The sequence below is a fragment of the Bradyrhizobium sp. 521_C7_N1_3 genome (assembly GCF_052075975.1).
GTDB classification, from domain to species: Bacteria; Pseudomonadota; Alphaproteobacteria; order Rhizobiales; family Xanthobacteraceae; genus Bradyrhizobium; species Bradyrhizobium japonicum.
Genome location: NZ_CP197232.1, coordinates 8,913,338 through 8,926,949, shown reverse-complemented (window position 1 = coordinate 8,926,949; position 13,612 = coordinate 8,913,338). Strand labels below are relative to the sequence as shown.

The window sequence follows — 13,612 nt, the reverse complement described above, 5'->3', positions numbered from 1 at the left end:
GCCGGCTTGACAAAATCGCGGGATGGTCTAGCTATGTAAATGTTATTTACATTCACAACGGCGCTGGTGCCGTCATGGAGAGGGAAATGGCCTACACCGCTGATGTCAATCGCTGGCGCGGCCCTTCGGACCAACACTACGAGCGCCCCCGCATGCTGGACACGCCCTGGCATCCCGGCTGGATCGCCGTGACCATCCTCGGCTTCATCATCTGGTGGCCGATCGGACTTGCCCTTCTCTTTTTCACACTCGGGAGCAGAAGAATGTCGTGCTGGAGCAACCAGGATCGCTGGCAGAACAAGATGGAGCGGATGCAGTACAAGATGGACCGCATGCGTGATCGGATGGAGCGTCGCGGCTTCGGCTTTGGCTTCGGCCCGCCGACCTCCGGCAACCGCGCCTTCGACGAGTACCGCTCTGAAACGCTGCGCCGGCTCGAGGAAGAGCAGGTCGAGTTCAGGAATTTCCTCGACCGTCTGCGTCACGCCAAGGACAAGGAAGAGTTCGACCAGTTCATGGCGCAGCACAAGACGCGCCCGACCCCGCCGCCGACCGACCAGCCGCAGGGCTGATCTAAATCCGGGGTCTGCCTCTCAAAGCCTTCAGGCGCATGCCCCCAAAGTCCTGATGGCCCCGAGCCGCCCGCCTGCGCAACCCGCAGGCGGGCGGTTTGGTTTTTGGGGACCCGAACCAACCACCGACGATCCGACACCAAGACTTGCGTGCCACCTCGATCCGCCGCGCAGCTCTTGTCTGGACGACGCGCATCATGGACCTCTATACCCGCCTGCTGCTTGGCGTGACCGCCTTGGCGGTGTTGGGCTACATCGGCTTGGTCTATGGCAGCTGTGCGCACGATCCCGACTGTCATTTTCGCCTCTGCGCCGGCGGGCGCGCGTTCTGCGGCGTTGATCACGTACATGTGCAGGACCGGTAGAACCCGATCCGCGCCGGGCCCGACCAAGCCCTGACGGCGCACCTCCCGCGCGCTGACGGGTACGACCATGACCAACGCCGAACGCAAAGGAATCAGCCAGCGCATCGCGCTCCTCGAGCGCGCCTCGGCGCTGTTCGACCGGTTCGGAAACACCGTGCCGGTGGCGATCGCGTTCCTCAATGGATGGCCGACCGAAGTCCAGCTCTATCCGCAGTGGCAACTCGGCGAATCCTGGCGGTTCTTTCTCAGCCTTTATCTCTATTGGTTCGCCTCGTTCGCACTCAGCCGCGCGGTCTCTTTTGCAAAGGGGAGTATCACCCCATGATCCTCCTCCGCGATGTCGCGCTCTTCGTCCTGCCGGTGCTTATTGCGGCGGGCGGCTGGCTCTACGCGCTCAGCCTGCGCAAGCGGGTCCGGCCTGGTCCTGGGGGCGAAAGCAAGCGCGTCCCGGCGGCGTGACTGGCGCCCCGACCCGGACCGCCTATATTCGCCTTCACAAGAGTGGGCGGACCGGAGGCGACAATGGCGGAAGCTGCGATCACGGCGAGCGACGGCCTCTGGCAACAGGTCCGCAGCGAGGCGCAGCGCGCGGCTGACGCCGACCCCGTGTTCGGCAAGGCCCTTGCGACTGCCATTCTCGCTCATGATGATTTTGCCGCCGCCTTGGCCGATTTGATCGGGCAGCGGCTCGGCAGCGGCCCCACCGGGCGCACGCGCTTCACGTCCTATTCCCGCGACGCCTTTCAAGGCGAGCCAGACCTGATCGAAACCGCCAGCCGGGATTTGCAGGCCATCGCACGGAGCGATCCCGCCATCGCCGACCTGCTGCCGCCGCTGCTGCACTACAAAGGTTATGTCGCGCTGCAAGCCTGGCGCGTCTCGAACTGGCTCTGGCGTCATGACCATCGCGACGCGGCGCTCCTGTTTCAGAACGAGGCGTCCAACCTGCTGCAGGTCAGCATTCATCCGGCCGCATCCATTGGATCGTCGGTCTATCTCGACCACGCCACCGGCATCGTGATTGGTGCGAATGTGGTGATCGGCGACGAGGTCACCATCCTCCAGAACGTCAGCATCGGCCGTCGCGGTGAATTGCCGACGCGCTCGCCGCGCATCGGCCGCGGCGTCTACATCGGCGGCGGCGCGACCATTCTCGGTGACATCAATATCGGCGATTTCGCAAAGATCGGCGCCGGCACTGTTGTGACCGGTGACGTGCCCGCCGGCTGCACCGCGATCGGCAATCCCGCGCGATTGACCAATTGCCCCAAGCCCGCCTCGGCGGCCTGACCCTATCAATCTTTGGAGAATGGCAATGAAGACGGCAATCGTGATCGGCGTTGGTCCGGACCGCGGGCTCGGGGCCCGGCTTTGCAAGCGTCTTGCGGCCGATGGACTCAAGGTGATCGTCGCGGGCCGGACGCTGTCTGCCTTGCAGGCCGTTGTCGACGACATCACGAAGGCGGGCGGCGCAGCCGTGCCCTTCGTTGCCGATGCGACCAGGGAGGGGGACATCGTCGCGTTGTTCGATGCCGCCGGCGACGACCTCGACCTCGCGATCTACAACGCCGGCAACAACACGCCCGGCAAGATCATCGAGATGGACGCCGACTATTTCGAGAATGCCTGGCGCGTGGTCTGCTTCGGCGGCTTCCTGTTCGGCCGCGAGGCGGTGCGGCGGATGGTGCCGAAGAAGACCGGTACGCTGCTGTTCACCGGCGCCAGCGCCTCGCTGCGCGGACGCTCCGGCTACGGCGCCTTCAACTCGTCCAAGGCCGGCTTGCGTACGCTGGCGCAGGCGATGGCCAAGGAATATTCGAGCGACGGCATCCATGTCGGCCATGTCGTGGTCGACGGCGCGATCGCCGGCGACAAGATCTTTTCACGGTTCCCGGATGCGGCCGGCCGCGAGGACAGCCTGATCGACATCGATGGCATCGTCGATGCCTTCGCCTTCCTCTATCGCCAGCCCGAGCGCGCCTGGTCGTTCGAGCTCGACGTGCGGACCTCGAAGGAGAAGTGGTAGAGGGGCGGCCCTCGACCATTTCTACCGCCGTCATTGCCCGCGAAGGCGGGCAATCCAGTATTCCAGAGACAACATTGAGATGCGGAGGAGCCGCAGCGTCCTGGATACCCCGCTTGCCGCCTACGCTAAAGCTTCGGCGCCCCTGGACCGCAGCCCCGGCAAAGCCTTGGCGTAGCCGGGTTGCGGGGTATGACAGTCGTAAGGGTGGTGTAGATCAATACCCTGCCGCCAGCCCACTGTTTCGCCGTGGATCGTTCGCACCGTAATAACGGTTGTTGCCGACTTGCTCGCCGTTCAGCGACGGCGCGCCGACGATGATGACCGCGAGATGGTTGGCCGGCTGCGGCGGTCCGAATTTGTGGCCCATGCCTTCCAGGATCTTGCGCGTGTCCGGTGACAGCGCATAGTTCTCGACGTTGGTCATATCAGGCAGCCATTGCTGGTGGATGCGCGGCATGTCGACGGCTTCCTGCGCGTTCATGCCGTAGTCGATCGCATTGATCATGGTCTGCAACACGGCCGTGATGATGCGACTGCCGCCGGGCGTGCCCACCACCATGACCGTCTTGCCGTCCTTGGTGACGATGGTCGGGCTCATCGAGGACAGCGGACGCTTGCCGGGAGCAATCGCGTTGGCCTCGCCCTGCACCAGGCCATACAGGTTCGGCACCCCGACCTTGGCCGTGAAGTCGTCCATTTCGTCGTTCAGCAGCACGCCGGTCTTGGCCGCCGTCACCTTGGCTCCGAACCAATCGTTCAGCGTGTACGTCACCGATACCGCGTTGCCGTCCTTGTCCGCGATTGAATAGTGCGTGGTGTTGCTGCCCTCGTGCGGCGCGACGCCCGGCTTGATGTCCTTGGAGACCGCGGCCTTGTTCGGATCGATCACGGCGCGGATCTTGGTCGCGTAATTCTTGTCGAGCAGGCGGTCGAGCGGATTCTTCACGAAATCCGGATCGCCGAGATAGCTGTTGCGGTCCACGTAAGCATGCCGCATGGCCTCGATCTGCACGTGAACGGCCTGCGCGGAATGGTAGCCCAGCTCCTTCAGAGGATAGCCCTCCAGGATATTCAGGATCTCGCAGATGACGACGCCGCCCGAGCTCGGTGGCGGCGCGGAAATCACGTGATAGCCGCGATAGTCGCATTCGACGGGTGCGAGCTCGCGCGTCTTGTAGCCGTCGAGGTCGTCCTGCGTCAGCAGGCCCTTGCCGGCCTGGCTCGATGCCACGATCGCGCTGCCGACCCAGCCCTTGTAGAAGCCGTCGGTGCCCTTGCTGCTGATCTCGCGCAGGGTTTTCGCCAGTTCGGATTGCTGCAGTCGATCGCCCACGCCGAACGGCTGGCCGTTGTTGAGGAAGATGGCGCTCGATGCCGGATCGTCCTTGAAATCGTCGGTCGCCGTGCGCAGCAGGTCGATGTCGCCCTGGTCGAGCACAAATCCCTGTTCGGCGAGCTGGATCGCGGGAGCTAGCAGGTCGGCGCGCTTCATGGTGCCGTATTTCTCGCGCGCATATTCCATGCCCGAGACGGAGCCTGGCACACCCACAGCCAGATGCCCCTTGGTCGAGATGCCCTTGATGACGTTGCCATCCTTGTCGAGATACATGTTCGCCGTCGCGCTCTTGGGCGCGGTCTCGCGGAAATCGAGGAAGGTCTTGCGGCCGTCGGCGAGCTGGATCGTCATGAAGCCGCCACCACCGAGATTGCCGGCGGCCGGATAGACGACGGCCAGGGCATAGCCGACGGCCACAGCGGCATCGACGGCATTGCCGCCGCGCTTCAGCACATCGACACCGACCTGGGTCGCCAGATGCTGCGCGGACACCACCATGCCATTTTGCGCGGCGACCGGCGCGACCGACGCCGCGCGCGCGGGGATGAACGTGACGAGGCTGACCGATACGATCGCGGCGGCCATCCACCGCAGGTGTGTTCCCGCATTTTGCACAGCTTGCTCCCTTGGCGAGGCCGGCTGTCCCGGCCCTTGTTGGTTGATGCGAGCAGCCTATCAGGCGGAATCTGGCGGGCAAATCGACCAGTGATCGAATGAACGATGTCAGACGTCGGATGCGCGCCAAGATGCACTCCGCGCTCCCTCCCGCCTTGCGGGGGAGGGCGGGGGAGAGGGGGGGGGCCAAGAAACGGTCTTCGTTGAGCGCGTTCCGATTTCTTGGCCGAGGAGGGAATCCCGTGTGGACCCCTCTCCCTAGCCCTCCGCCGCGATGGGGGAGGGAACCGACCTCGCACGGGGCTGGCAGCCTTCGCCCCTTCGCCGGCCAAAGACCGCCCTCACGCCGCGGCAAAGCGGCCAACCGCCTGCGCTGCCTACCTTTCCGGCAGCCAAATTCGGCCGTGGTAACCGTACGTTAACCATCGGCGGGCTCTGGTAATTGCGGACAGTCGTGCCCGGAGCCGTGCTCAAGGCCCATAGTTTTGACATCTTGGCAGGGAATGCAGGCGGCCGGCTTTGGACGAGCCCCTGTACCCCAGAAAGACAAGGCTTTGAGCGGGCTTGCCGGCCGCGCCGGTTCTAGCGCGGCTGTTGGGGAACCGGCAGCCATTTGCTGGCCGGAGAGGTCAGGTAAATGATCGCCTTGAGAGGATACTGCTTATGAATCCGGCCGACGTGGCTCAGTCAGCCCTTCCGGTTGCCGCTTCCGCGGACGTGTCGCTGATTGCGCTGTTCTGGCAGGCTCACTGGATCGTGAAAGCGGTCATGCTGGGGCTTCTCGCCTGCTCGGTCTGGGTCTGGGCCATCGCGATCGACAAGATCTTTCTCTACGCGCGCACCCGCCGTTCGATGGATCGCTTCGAGCAGGCCTTCTGGTCCGGCGAGTCGATCGAGGAGCTCTATCGCACCCTCTCAGCCAAGCCGACGCATTCCATGGCGGCCTGCTTCGTCGCCGCCATGCGCGAGTGGAAGCGCTCGTTCGAGAGCCACGCCCGCTCGGTCGCGGGCCTTCAGATGCGCATCGACAAGGTGATGAACGTCTCGATCGCGCGCGAGGTCGAGCGGCTGGAACGCCGGCTGCTGGTGCTCGCCACCGTCGGCTCCGCCGGCCCCTTTGTCGGCCTGTTCGGCACGGTCTGGGGCATCATGTCGAGCTTCCAGTCGATCGCGGCGTCGAAAAATACCTCCCTGGCGGTGGTGGCGCCCGGCATTGCCGAAGCGCTGTTTGCGACCGCCGTCGGCCTTATCGCCGCCATTCCTGCCACTATTTTCTACAATAAGTTCACTTCCGAGGTGAACCGGCAGGCCCAGCGGCTGGAAGGTTTCGCCGATGAATTTTCCGCCATTCTGTCGCGTCAGATCGACGAGCGGGGCTGACGGACGGCATGTATAGTGTGAGGGGCAATTTGGGCACTCGATCATGGCGATGAACGTAGCTAGCTCGTCCGGAGGCGGCGGCCGCCGCGGCCGGCGCAAGCCCGTCGTGGCCGAGATCAACGTCACGCCGATGGTCGACGTGATGCTGGTGCTGCTCATCATCTTCATGGTGTCGGCGCCGATGTTGACGGTCGGCGTGCCGCTCGACCTGCCGCAGACCCAGGCCAAGAGCCTCGAAAACAACGACCAGAAGCCGATCCAGATGTCGGTCGACATCAAGGGCAAGGTGTTCATCAACGACGCCGAGGTCGCGATCAACGAGCTGGTGCCGAAGCTGAAGGCGATCACGGACGCGCGCGGCGGGCTCGAGGAGCGCATCTATCTGCGCGCGGACAAGAAGGCGGACTACGGAACGGTGGCCAAGGTCATGGGCCTGTTGTCCGGCGCGGGCTTCAAGAAGCTGGCGCTCGTGACCGAGGCGGATCAGGGGTAAACCGGTGAAGGTGAACGTCGACAAGACACTCGTTGCGTCGATTGCCCTCCACGTCCTCGTGCTTGGATGGGGACTGGTCACCTTTAGCAGCAAGGCCTTTGTCGCGGAAGAGTCGCTTCCGATCGACATCGTCTCCTCTGATCAGCTCGCGCAGATGATGGCGGGGCAGAAGACCGGCAAAAAGGAAGAGCCGAAGCCCAAGGTCGAGAAGATCGCCGAGGCCAAGCCCGAGGAAGACGCGGTCGGCAAGGTCACCGAGAAGAAAGAGCTGATCAAAACCAACTCGACGCCCGAGCCGCCGCCGAAACCCGTCGAGAAGCCGGTCGAGAAGAAGCCCGAGCCGCCCAAGCCCGTTGCCGAGGCCAAGCCCAAAGAAGAGCCGAAGCCGCAGGAAAAGAAGCCTGATCCGGCCAAGGAAGATCCGATCGCCGAGCTCCAGAAGAAGCTGGAGACCAAGAAGCCTCCGCCGAAGCCCGTCGAGCAGAAGGTCGCGGCGGTGCAGCCGCAACAGCAACCGAAGCCCAAGGAGCGCAGCTTCGATCCCGCGCAGATCCAGCGGGACCTCGACAAGCGCGCGGCGACCCGGCACGAGATCTCCGGCGCGGCGCTGAATGCGTCGGCTGCGCTGGGATCGACGACCGGGACTGCTGCCAACAACGTTGCGACGTGGGGAGGCGCGTTCACGAATGCGGTCCGGCGCTGCTTCACGCCCACCTATAACGGGCAAGACGCCGAGCAATACGAGGCTGACATCGATATCCCGATGAAAATCGACGGCTCGCTTGCGTCCGAGCCGATTATCGTCGCGGTTCGCGGCCCGTCTCGGTCGATTGCTCAGGCGGTGGCGGAGAGCGCCAAGCGCGCCATCGTGCAGTGTCAGGTCTATTCGTTCCTACCGAAGCAGCAGTATGACACCTGGAAGACCATTCCAATGCGCTTCGGCCTGAAAGATATGTTGTGACATCCGAACAAAAGAATTTTGCGATGAATGACGTCCTATCGATGAACCGCCGCCGCTTCATGACGCTGACAGGATCGGCGCTCGCGACGCTCGGGGGCGGACATGCCCTGGCCCAGGGCCAAAAGCGGCTTGAACTCAATCCAACGGAGTTTCGGCCGATCCCGATCGCGATCTCCAACTTCGTGCCGGGCTCGCCCGCCGACGGCGACGTCAGCAACGGCGTCACCCAGGTCATCACCAACAATCTGAAGCGGTCGGGCCTGTTCGCACCGATCGACCAGGCTGCTTTCATCGAGCGCATCAGCAACATCGACGTCGCGCCGCAATTCCAGAACTGGAAGACCATCAACGCCCAGGCCCTCGTCACCGGCCGCATGACGCGGGGGCAGGACGGCCGGCTCAAGGCGGAATTCCGCCTGTGGGACGTCATCACGGGCCAGCAGCTTGCGGGCCAGCAATATTTCACCTCGCCGGAATATTGGCGCCGTATCGCCCACATCATCTCCGACCAGATCTATGAGCAGATGACCGGCGAAAAGGGCTATTTCGACAGCCGTGTGGTGTTCGTGGACGAGACCGGCCCAAAGGAGCGTCGCGTCAAGCGGCTCGCGATGATGGACCAGGACGGTGCCAATGTGCGCTATCTGACGCGCGGCTCCGACCTCGTGCTGACGCCGCGCTTCTCGCCGAACTCGCAAGAGATCACCTATATGGAGTTCGGCCAGGGCGATCCGAAGGTCTATCTCTTCAACATCGAGACCGGCCAGCGCGAGATCGTCGGCAATTTCCCCGGCATGACCTTCGCGCCGCGCTTCTCGCCGGACGGCCAGCGCGTCATCATGAGCCTGCAGCAGGGCGGCAATTCGAACCTGTTCGTGATGGATCTGCGCTCGCGCTCGACCACGCGCCTCACCGACACGCCGGCGATCGACACGTCGCCGTCCTACTCGCCGGACGGCACCCGCATCTGCTTCGAGTCCGATCGCGGCGGCAGGTCGCAGATCTATGTGATGGCCGCGGGCGGCGGACAGGCGCAGCGCATCTCCTTCTCCAAGGATGACACCAACGCCACCTATTCGACGCCGGTGTGGTCGCCGCGCGGCGATTACATCGCCTTCACCAGGCAGGGCGGCGGGCAGTTCTCGATCGGCGTCATGAAGCCGGACGGCTCCGGCGAGCGGCTGCTCACCTCCGGCTATCACAACGAAGGGCCGACCTTCTCGCCGAACGGCCGCGTGCTGATGTTCTTCCGCGATCCCGGCGGCAATGGCGGACCGTCCCTCTACTCGGTCGATATCTCCGGCCGCAACGAGCTCAAGGTGCCGACGCCGGGCTTCGCCTCCGACCCGGCATGGTCGCCGCTGCTGTCCTCGACACCCGGCTAGAGCGCTTGCGAGCGCAGTGGGCACAGGCTCGCGTGAAACATCGGGGCTAAGACATTGCGCGTTCAGACGCGCGATGTTTTCGAAAAAACATGCCGATTTTTTCGGGGTTTGGTGCAGGACGCAAGCTTTCCTTCACCTTGCGCCCGGTAACGCTTGCCTAGTTGCTTGATATTTCAGCGGAAACATGTTCGCTATTGCCGAAAAACAACTCGACTTTAACGATGTTCCCTCAGAAAGGCTTCATCAGGTCTGGGTAAAAGTACGCGCCAAACAGGACGCGTAACAAGCCGATGCAACTGGCCGACCAGAAGCAGAGCGATCGAGACGAGCTGGAGCCGATACTCTACGCCGCTCTCATCAACTCTATGGTGCAGAATTTCTGGGCGATCTTCCTGGGCTCGGCCTCCGCGGCCGTGGCCGCGGTCATGACTGCGCTGAAGACAGGCGATGTCTGGCTGTGGCCGCTCGCATTTCTGCTGATCGCGATCGGCACCGCGCGCGCGTTCCAGATGCGCGGATACGAAAACCGTACGCACCCATTGTCGTTCGAGGAAGCCAAGCACCTGGAGCCGCGCTACTGGCTCGGCGCGCTCAGCTATGCGGCGGTGCTCGGCCTGTGGTCCTTCGTCGTCATCTACAACAATGACGATCCGATTGCCGACATGCTCTGTGTCGCCATCGGCATCGGCTACACCGCGGGCGGCGCCGCCCGCAATTACGGCCAGCCCCGGGTGATCCAGTGGCACGTCGCGCTCGCCTGCGCACCGATGTCGCTCGCGCTGCTGCTGCATGGCGGCTTCTACCACATCGGGCTCGCCGTCCTGCTCGTGTTCTTCTTCGTCGGGCTGAAGAACATCAATCTCAGCCTGCATGCGATCTTCGTCAAGGCGCTGACCTCGAGCTTTCGTGAGTCCGCGCTGGCAAGCCAGTTCGACACCGCGCTCAACAACATGCCGCATGGCCTGTGCATGTTTCGCGCCGACGGCCGCCTTGCGGTGATGAACCATCGCTTCGGCGAGCTGATGGCGTTGCCCGAGGATCTGGTCAAGCGTGGCGCCACCGCTGCCGACATCGTATCGGCCTGTATCGCCGCCGGCTCCATCTCGGCGGAGAGCGGCAAGCAGATCCTGGCCGAGATCGAGCATGCGCGGATCTGCGAGATCGTCACCGCCGACCCGGATTCCTCGCGCGGCCGCGCGCTCGCCTGGACGTTCCAGCCGATGACCGGCGGCGGCACGGTGCTGCTGCTGGAAGACATCACCGAGCGTACCAACGCGGAAGCCCGTATCACTCATCTCGCCCGCTATGACGAGCTCACGGCGCTGCCCAACCGGGTCTCGTTCCGCGACGAGATCGAACGGTTGCTGGTGATCTCGCACGACGCCGAGCGCCTCTCGGCGCTGCTGTTCGTCGATCTCGACCAGTTCAAGCAGGTCAACGACACGCTCGGCCATCCCTGCGGCGACCAGCTCCTCTGCGCGGTCGCCAACCGCCTGCGCGAGATGCTGCGGCCCGAGGATTTCGTCGCCCGCTTCGGCGGTGACGAGTTCGTCGTGTTCCAGCAGAACATCAGTTCGCCCGAGGATGCCGCGAGCCTCGCCCGCCGCATCGTCGAACGCCTGAGCGAGCGCTACCGCATCGACAATCACCTGGTCGAGATCGGCGCCAGCGTCGGCATCGCGCTGACATCGCCGGACGGCGACGTCAGGGCCGACACGCTGCTCAAGAACGCCGACATGGCGCTCTACCGCGCCAAGGCCGACGGCCGCGGCACCTTCTGCTTCTTCCGCGATGAGATGGCGGCCACCGTCGAGGCCCGCCGCATCCTCGAGCTCGACCTGCGCAAGGCGCTGGCCAACGAGGAGTTCGAGCTGTTCTACCAGCCGCTGGTCAATCTGAAGTCCGGCAAGATCACCACCTGCGAGGCGCTGCTGCGCTGGAATCATCCGGTGCGCGGCACGGTCTCGCCGGTCGACATCATCCCGGTCGCCGAAGACATGGGGCTGATCGTCGATCTCGGCCGCTGGATCCTGCGCCGCGCCTGCATGGAATGCATGAAGTGGCCCGACGGCGTCAGCGTCGCCGTCAACTTCTCGCCGCAGCAATTCCACCAGCGCGACGTGCTCAGCGAAATCCGCTACGCGCTCGAGGTCTCGGGGCTGCCGGCCCACAGGCTGGAGATCGAGATCACGGAGTCCTCGCTGCTTCGTAACACCCAGCTCACCCACGATACGCTGTCGCAACTGCATGCGCTCGGCGTGCGCATCTCGCTCGACGATTTCGGCACCGGCTATTCCAGCCTCAGCTATCTCCACAATTTCCCGATGCAGAAGGTGAAGATCGACCGCTCCTTCCTCGAGGGCATCGACACCGACCGGCCGCTGACGCTGCTGCGTGGCGTGGCGCGGCTGTCGGCCGACCTCGGCATGGCGGTCGTGGTCGAGGGCATCGAGACCAACGAGCAGCTCGAGCTGATCAGCGCCGACGGCACCGTCTCCGAGGCGCAAGGCTATCTGTTCAGCCGTCCGGTGCCCGCCGTGCGGATGCGCCAGCTCCTCAACGCCTCGCATGGGCGGCGCGGCGAGAGCCTGCTCCAGGTCGTAGGCTCACGCTCCTTCGCCTGAGTCCACATCCAGAAATTGCACGTCGCTTCAGGCCGTTGCTGAACCTACCGTAGTGCTACGGAGGTTAACCCTATCCCGTCGATTGCTTTGCATCGTCGTTAAGGAGGTGTTAATAAATCGTCACGCGCGCGCAAGTTGTTCAGCGGCAAATGCCCCGGGCTCGCGTTTTCGTTGTGGGCGGTGGGTAAGGAGTTCGAATGCAGTCCTCAGCCAGATCTGTCATTTCGGCTGTTGGACGGGGGGCGGAGCTTCTGACCGACGTCGACTATCATCTCGCGGAGACCGACGCGGAGAAGGAGCAAATCTACAACCTCCGCTACCGCGCCTATCTGCGCGAGGGGGCCGTCAGGGAATCCGCGGAAGCCCGGGTCACCGACCGCTACGACGAGCTGCCGAACGCGTGGACCTTCGGCGTCTATCTCCGTGGCCAGCTCTGCAGCTCCGTGCGCATCAGCGTGCTGACCTCCGAATGGCGCGAGTCCACCTCGGCCGACGTCTTCCCCGACATCCTGCTGCCGCGGCTCGATCGCGGCGAGGTCATGATCGACCCGACCCGCTTTGTCGCCGATCCCGACCAGGTGAAGCGGGTCCCGGAATTGCCCTATCTGACGACCCGGCTCGCCTACATGGCGTGCGAGCACTTCAATGCCGATCTCGGCCTCGCCATTGTGCGTCCCGAGCATCAGGCCTTCTACCGTCGGGTGTTTCTGCACGAGACGATCGCCGAGCCCCGCCTGGTTCCGGGTCTCACCAAGCCGTTCGGGCTGATGGCGGCGGATTTCCCGACCTTCCGGAAGAAGGTGTTCGAGCGTTATCCGATCATGCGCTCCACCGCCTTCGAGCGGCGGATGCTGTTCGGGCGCGGCGGCCAGCGCGAGATCCCGCCGCGGTCGTCACTGGTGCCGGAAGCCGTTCACGTCTGATTGCCTGCCGTCACCGCCTCGAGCCGCCGCGCGCCTTTCGGCCGCTTGCGCCCAAAATTCCAGCAAATACCAGCGTTTTTGCCGTCGGCGCAGCTTGCCTTCACCCTCGCGCCACATTTAGAACCCATTAACCATGACGGTTGCTTTTCGCGGTTTGGGGGCATTTGACCGGCTGAAGCAAGGTTCCATCAAGGTTGACGGAACGTTCGCTTAACCAACCCCCTGTAGACCGGACAGCAGTGGACGAACGTGAGCGTGGAGGCTCCGGAATGAAATACCCTATGCGTATCCTCCAGGGATTGAAGCTGGCTGCGGTGGTTGCGATCGCGCTGTCGATGGGCGCATGCGCGAACAAGAACGCAGCGACGGATGCGATGGCCAATGCTGCGACGCCTGGCAGCCAGCAGGATTTCGTCGTTAACGTGGGCGACCGCGTGTTCTTCGAGAGCGACCAGACCGATCTGACGCCGCAGGCGATCGTGACCCTGGAGAAGCAGGCGCAGTGGCTCCAGAACTATCGGCAGTACAGCTTCACCATCGAGGGGCATGCCGACGAGCGCGGCACCCGCGAATACAACATCGCGCTCGGCGCCCGCCGCGCCCAGTCGGTGCGTTCGTTCCTCGCCTCGCGCGGCATCGATCCGAACCGCATGCGCACGATCTCCTACGGCAAGGAGCGGCCGGTCGCCGTCTGTAACGATATTTCCTGCTGGTCGCAGAACCGTCGTGCCGTCACCGTGCTGAACGCGAGCTCCTGACGATCAGTCAGGCGCCGTTCATCTTCAGGAACCGATTATGCCGGCGCCCTCTCGGGCGCCGGTTTTGTTTCAGCCATCTGTGACCGAAACCCCGTGGTGCCAGTCACATTTTTGGCGTACTGCCTTTCAATGTGTGGCGCGTCGCAGGTTCCGTCGCAGATTTCGTTTTCGTCG

General features: G+C 63.9%; 14 protein-coding genes. 13 read left to right on the top strand and 1 reads right to left on the bottom strand.

All coding sequences use genetic code 11. The features are described from left to right. The first annotated feature begins 86 nt into the window (after positions 1 to 86). The 6 genes from AB7008_RS42200 (at position 87) to AB7008_RS42175 (ending at position 2,963) form a co-directional block, all read left to right on the top strand. On the top strand, positions 87 to 572 hold the full coding sequence (locus tag AB7008_RS42200; RefSeq protein WP_014492397.1) for a DUF2852 domain-containing protein: 486 nt from the start codon (positions 87 to 89) through the stop codon (positions 570 to 572). Positions 573 to 769: 197 nt separating this feature from the next. Continuing rightward, complete coding sequence (locus AB7008_RS42195; protein WP_304491387.1) at positions 770 to 937, top strand: hypothetical protein; 168 nt, start codon at positions 770 to 772, stop codon at positions 935 to 937. A gap of 67 nt (positions 938 to 1,004) precedes the next feature. After that, positions 1,005 to 1,262, top strand: coding sequence for a hypothetical protein (locus tag AB7008_RS42190; protein WP_028161083.1), 258 nt, complete (start codon positions 1,005 to 1,007; stop codon positions 1,260 to 1,262). Continuing rightward, positions 1,259 to 1,396 carry a hypothetical protein gene (locus AB7008_RS42185; protein ID WP_196236625.1) on the top strand — a complete coding sequence of 46 codons (138 nt, stop codon included), beginning with the start codon at positions 1,259 to 1,261 and terminating at the stop codon, positions 1,394 to 1,396. The genes AB7008_RS42190 and AB7008_RS42185 overlap by 4 nt, the downstream gene beginning before the upstream one ends. 63 nt (positions 1,397 to 1,459) lie before the next feature. Continuing rightward, entirely contained in the window at positions 1,460 to 2,227 is a 768-nt protein-coding gene (locus tag AB7008_RS42180) for a serine O-acetyltransferase (RefSeq protein ID WP_248879904.1), read from the top strand. A gap of 25 nt (positions 2,228 to 2,252) precedes the next feature. Beyond that, positions 2,253 to 2,963 carry an SDR family NAD(P)-dependent oxidoreductase gene (locus tag AB7008_RS42175; protein ID WP_441260762.1) on the top strand — a complete coding sequence of 237 codons (711 nt, stop codon included), beginning with the start codon at positions 2,253 to 2,255 and terminating at the stop codon, positions 2,961 to 2,963. A gap of 214 nt (positions 2,964 to 3,177) precedes the next feature. On the opposite strand, the gene ggt is transcribed toward AB7008_RS42175, so the two are convergent. Further along, positions 3,178 to 4,884 carry a gamma-glutamyltransferase gene (gene ggt / locus AB7008_RS42170; RefSeq protein ID WP_441260761.1) on the bottom strand — a complete coding sequence of 569 codons (1,707 nt, stop codon included), beginning with the start codon at positions 4,882 to 4,884 and terminating at the stop codon, positions 3,178 to 3,180. Positions 4,885 to 5,577: 693 nt separating this feature from the next. On the opposite strand from ggt, the gene tolQ reads away from it, so the two are divergent. The 7 genes from tolQ to pal all read left to right on the top strand — a co-directional run bounded on the left by tolQ (position 5,578) and on the right by pal (position 13,438). Beyond that, the gene (gene tolQ / locus AB7008_RS42165) at positions 5,578 to 6,294 is read left to right on the top strand and encodes a protein TolQ (protein ID WP_014492404.1); all 717 of its coding nucleotides are present in this window, start codon (positions 5,578 to 5,580) and stop codon (positions 6,292 to 6,294) included. A gap of 43 nt (positions 6,295 to 6,337) precedes the next feature. Continuing rightward, complete coding sequence (tolR, locus tag AB7008_RS42160; RefSeq protein ID WP_028161079.1) at positions 6,338 to 6,787, top strand: protein TolR; 450 nt, start codon at positions 6,338 to 6,340, stop codon at positions 6,785 to 6,787. A gap of 4 nt (positions 6,788 to 6,791) precedes the next feature. After that, positions 6,792 to 7,748 carry a hypothetical protein gene (locus AB7008_RS42155; protein ID WP_028161078.1) on the top strand — a complete coding sequence of 319 codons (957 nt, stop codon included), beginning with the start codon at positions 6,792 to 6,794 and terminating at the stop codon, positions 7,746 to 7,748. Positions 7,749 to 7,789: 41 nt separating this feature from the next. Further along, positions 7,790 to 9,133 (top strand): Tol-Pal system beta propeller repeat protein TolB, encoded by a 1,344-nt coding sequence (gene tolB, locus AB7008_RS42150; protein ID WP_014492407.1) that lies wholly within the window; start codon positions 7,790 to 7,792, stop codon positions 9,131 to 9,133. A 290-nt stretch (positions 9,134 to 9,423) separates the two neighbouring features. Continuing rightward, a complete protein-coding gene (locus AB7008_RS42145; RefSeq protein WP_041953819.1) occupies positions 9,424 to 11,757 on the top strand; it encodes a putative bifunctional diguanylate cyclase/phosphodiesterase in 2,334 nt (777 codons plus the stop codon). A gap of 197 nt (positions 11,758 to 11,954) precedes the next feature. Continuing rightward, entirely contained in the window at positions 11,955 to 12,680 is a 726-nt protein-coding gene (locus AB7008_RS42140) for an N-acyl amino acid synthase FeeM domain-containing protein (protein WP_028161075.1), read from the top strand. A 269-nt stretch (positions 12,681 to 12,949) separates the two neighbouring features. Beyond that, positions 12,950 to 13,438, top strand: coding sequence for a peptidoglycan-associated lipoprotein Pal (gene pal / locus AB7008_RS42135; RefSeq protein WP_028152222.1), 489 nt, complete (start codon positions 12,950 to 12,952; stop codon positions 13,436 to 13,438). The last annotated feature ends 174 nt before the right edge of the window (positions 13,439 to 13,612 follow it).

Bases quoted from the DNA above. Each gene is read 5' to 3' on its own strand.
- tolR (WP_028161079.1), top strand. From the start codon at position 6,338: ATGGCGATGAACGTAGCTAGCTCGTCCGGAGGCGGCGGCCGCCGCGGC.
- pal (WP_028152222.1), top strand. From the start codon at position 12,950: ATGAAATACCCTATGCGTATCCTCCAGGGATTGAAGCTGGCTGCGGTG.
- ggt (WP_441260761.1), bottom strand. From the start codon at position 4,884: ATGGCCGCCGCGATCGTATCGGTCAGCCTCGTCACGTTCATCCCCGCG.
- tolB (WP_014492407.1), top strand. From the start codon at position 7,790: ATGAACCGCCGCCGCTTCATGACGCTGACAGGATCGGCGCTCGCGACG.
- AB7008_RS42200 (WP_014492397.1), top strand. From the start codon at position 87: ATGGCCTACACCGCTGATGTCAATCGCTGGCGCGGCCCTTCGGACCAA.
- tolQ (WP_014492404.1), top strand. From the start codon at position 5,578: ATGAATCCGGCCGACGTGGCTCAGTCAGCCCTTCCGGTTGCCGCTTCC.
- AB7008_RS42190 (WP_028161083.1), top strand. From the start codon at position 1,005: ATGACCAACGCCGAACGCAAAGGAATCAGCCAGCGCATCGCGCTCCTC.
- AB7008_RS42140 (WP_028161075.1), top strand. From the start codon at position 11,955: ATGCAGTCCTCAGCCAGATCTGTCATTTCGGCTGTTGGACGGGGGGCG.
- AB7008_RS42175 (WP_441260762.1), top strand. From the start codon at position 2,253: ATGAAGACGGCAATCGTGATCGGCGTTGGTCCGGACCGCGGGCTCGGG.
- AB7008_RS42195 (WP_304491387.1), top strand. From the start codon at position 770: ATGGACCTCTATACCCGCCTGCTGCTTGGCGTGACCGCCTTGGCGGTG.
- AB7008_RS42185 (WP_196236625.1), top strand. From the start codon at position 1,259: ATGATCCTCCTCCGCGATGTCGCGCTCTTCGTCCTGCCGGTGCTTATT.
- AB7008_RS42180 (WP_248879904.1), top strand. From the start codon at position 1,460: ATGGCGGAAGCTGCGATCACGGCGAGCGACGGCCTCTGGCAACAGGTC.
- AB7008_RS42145 (WP_041953819.1), top strand. From the start codon at position 9,424: ATGCAACTGGCCGACCAGAAGCAGAGCGATCGAGACGAGCTGGAGCCG.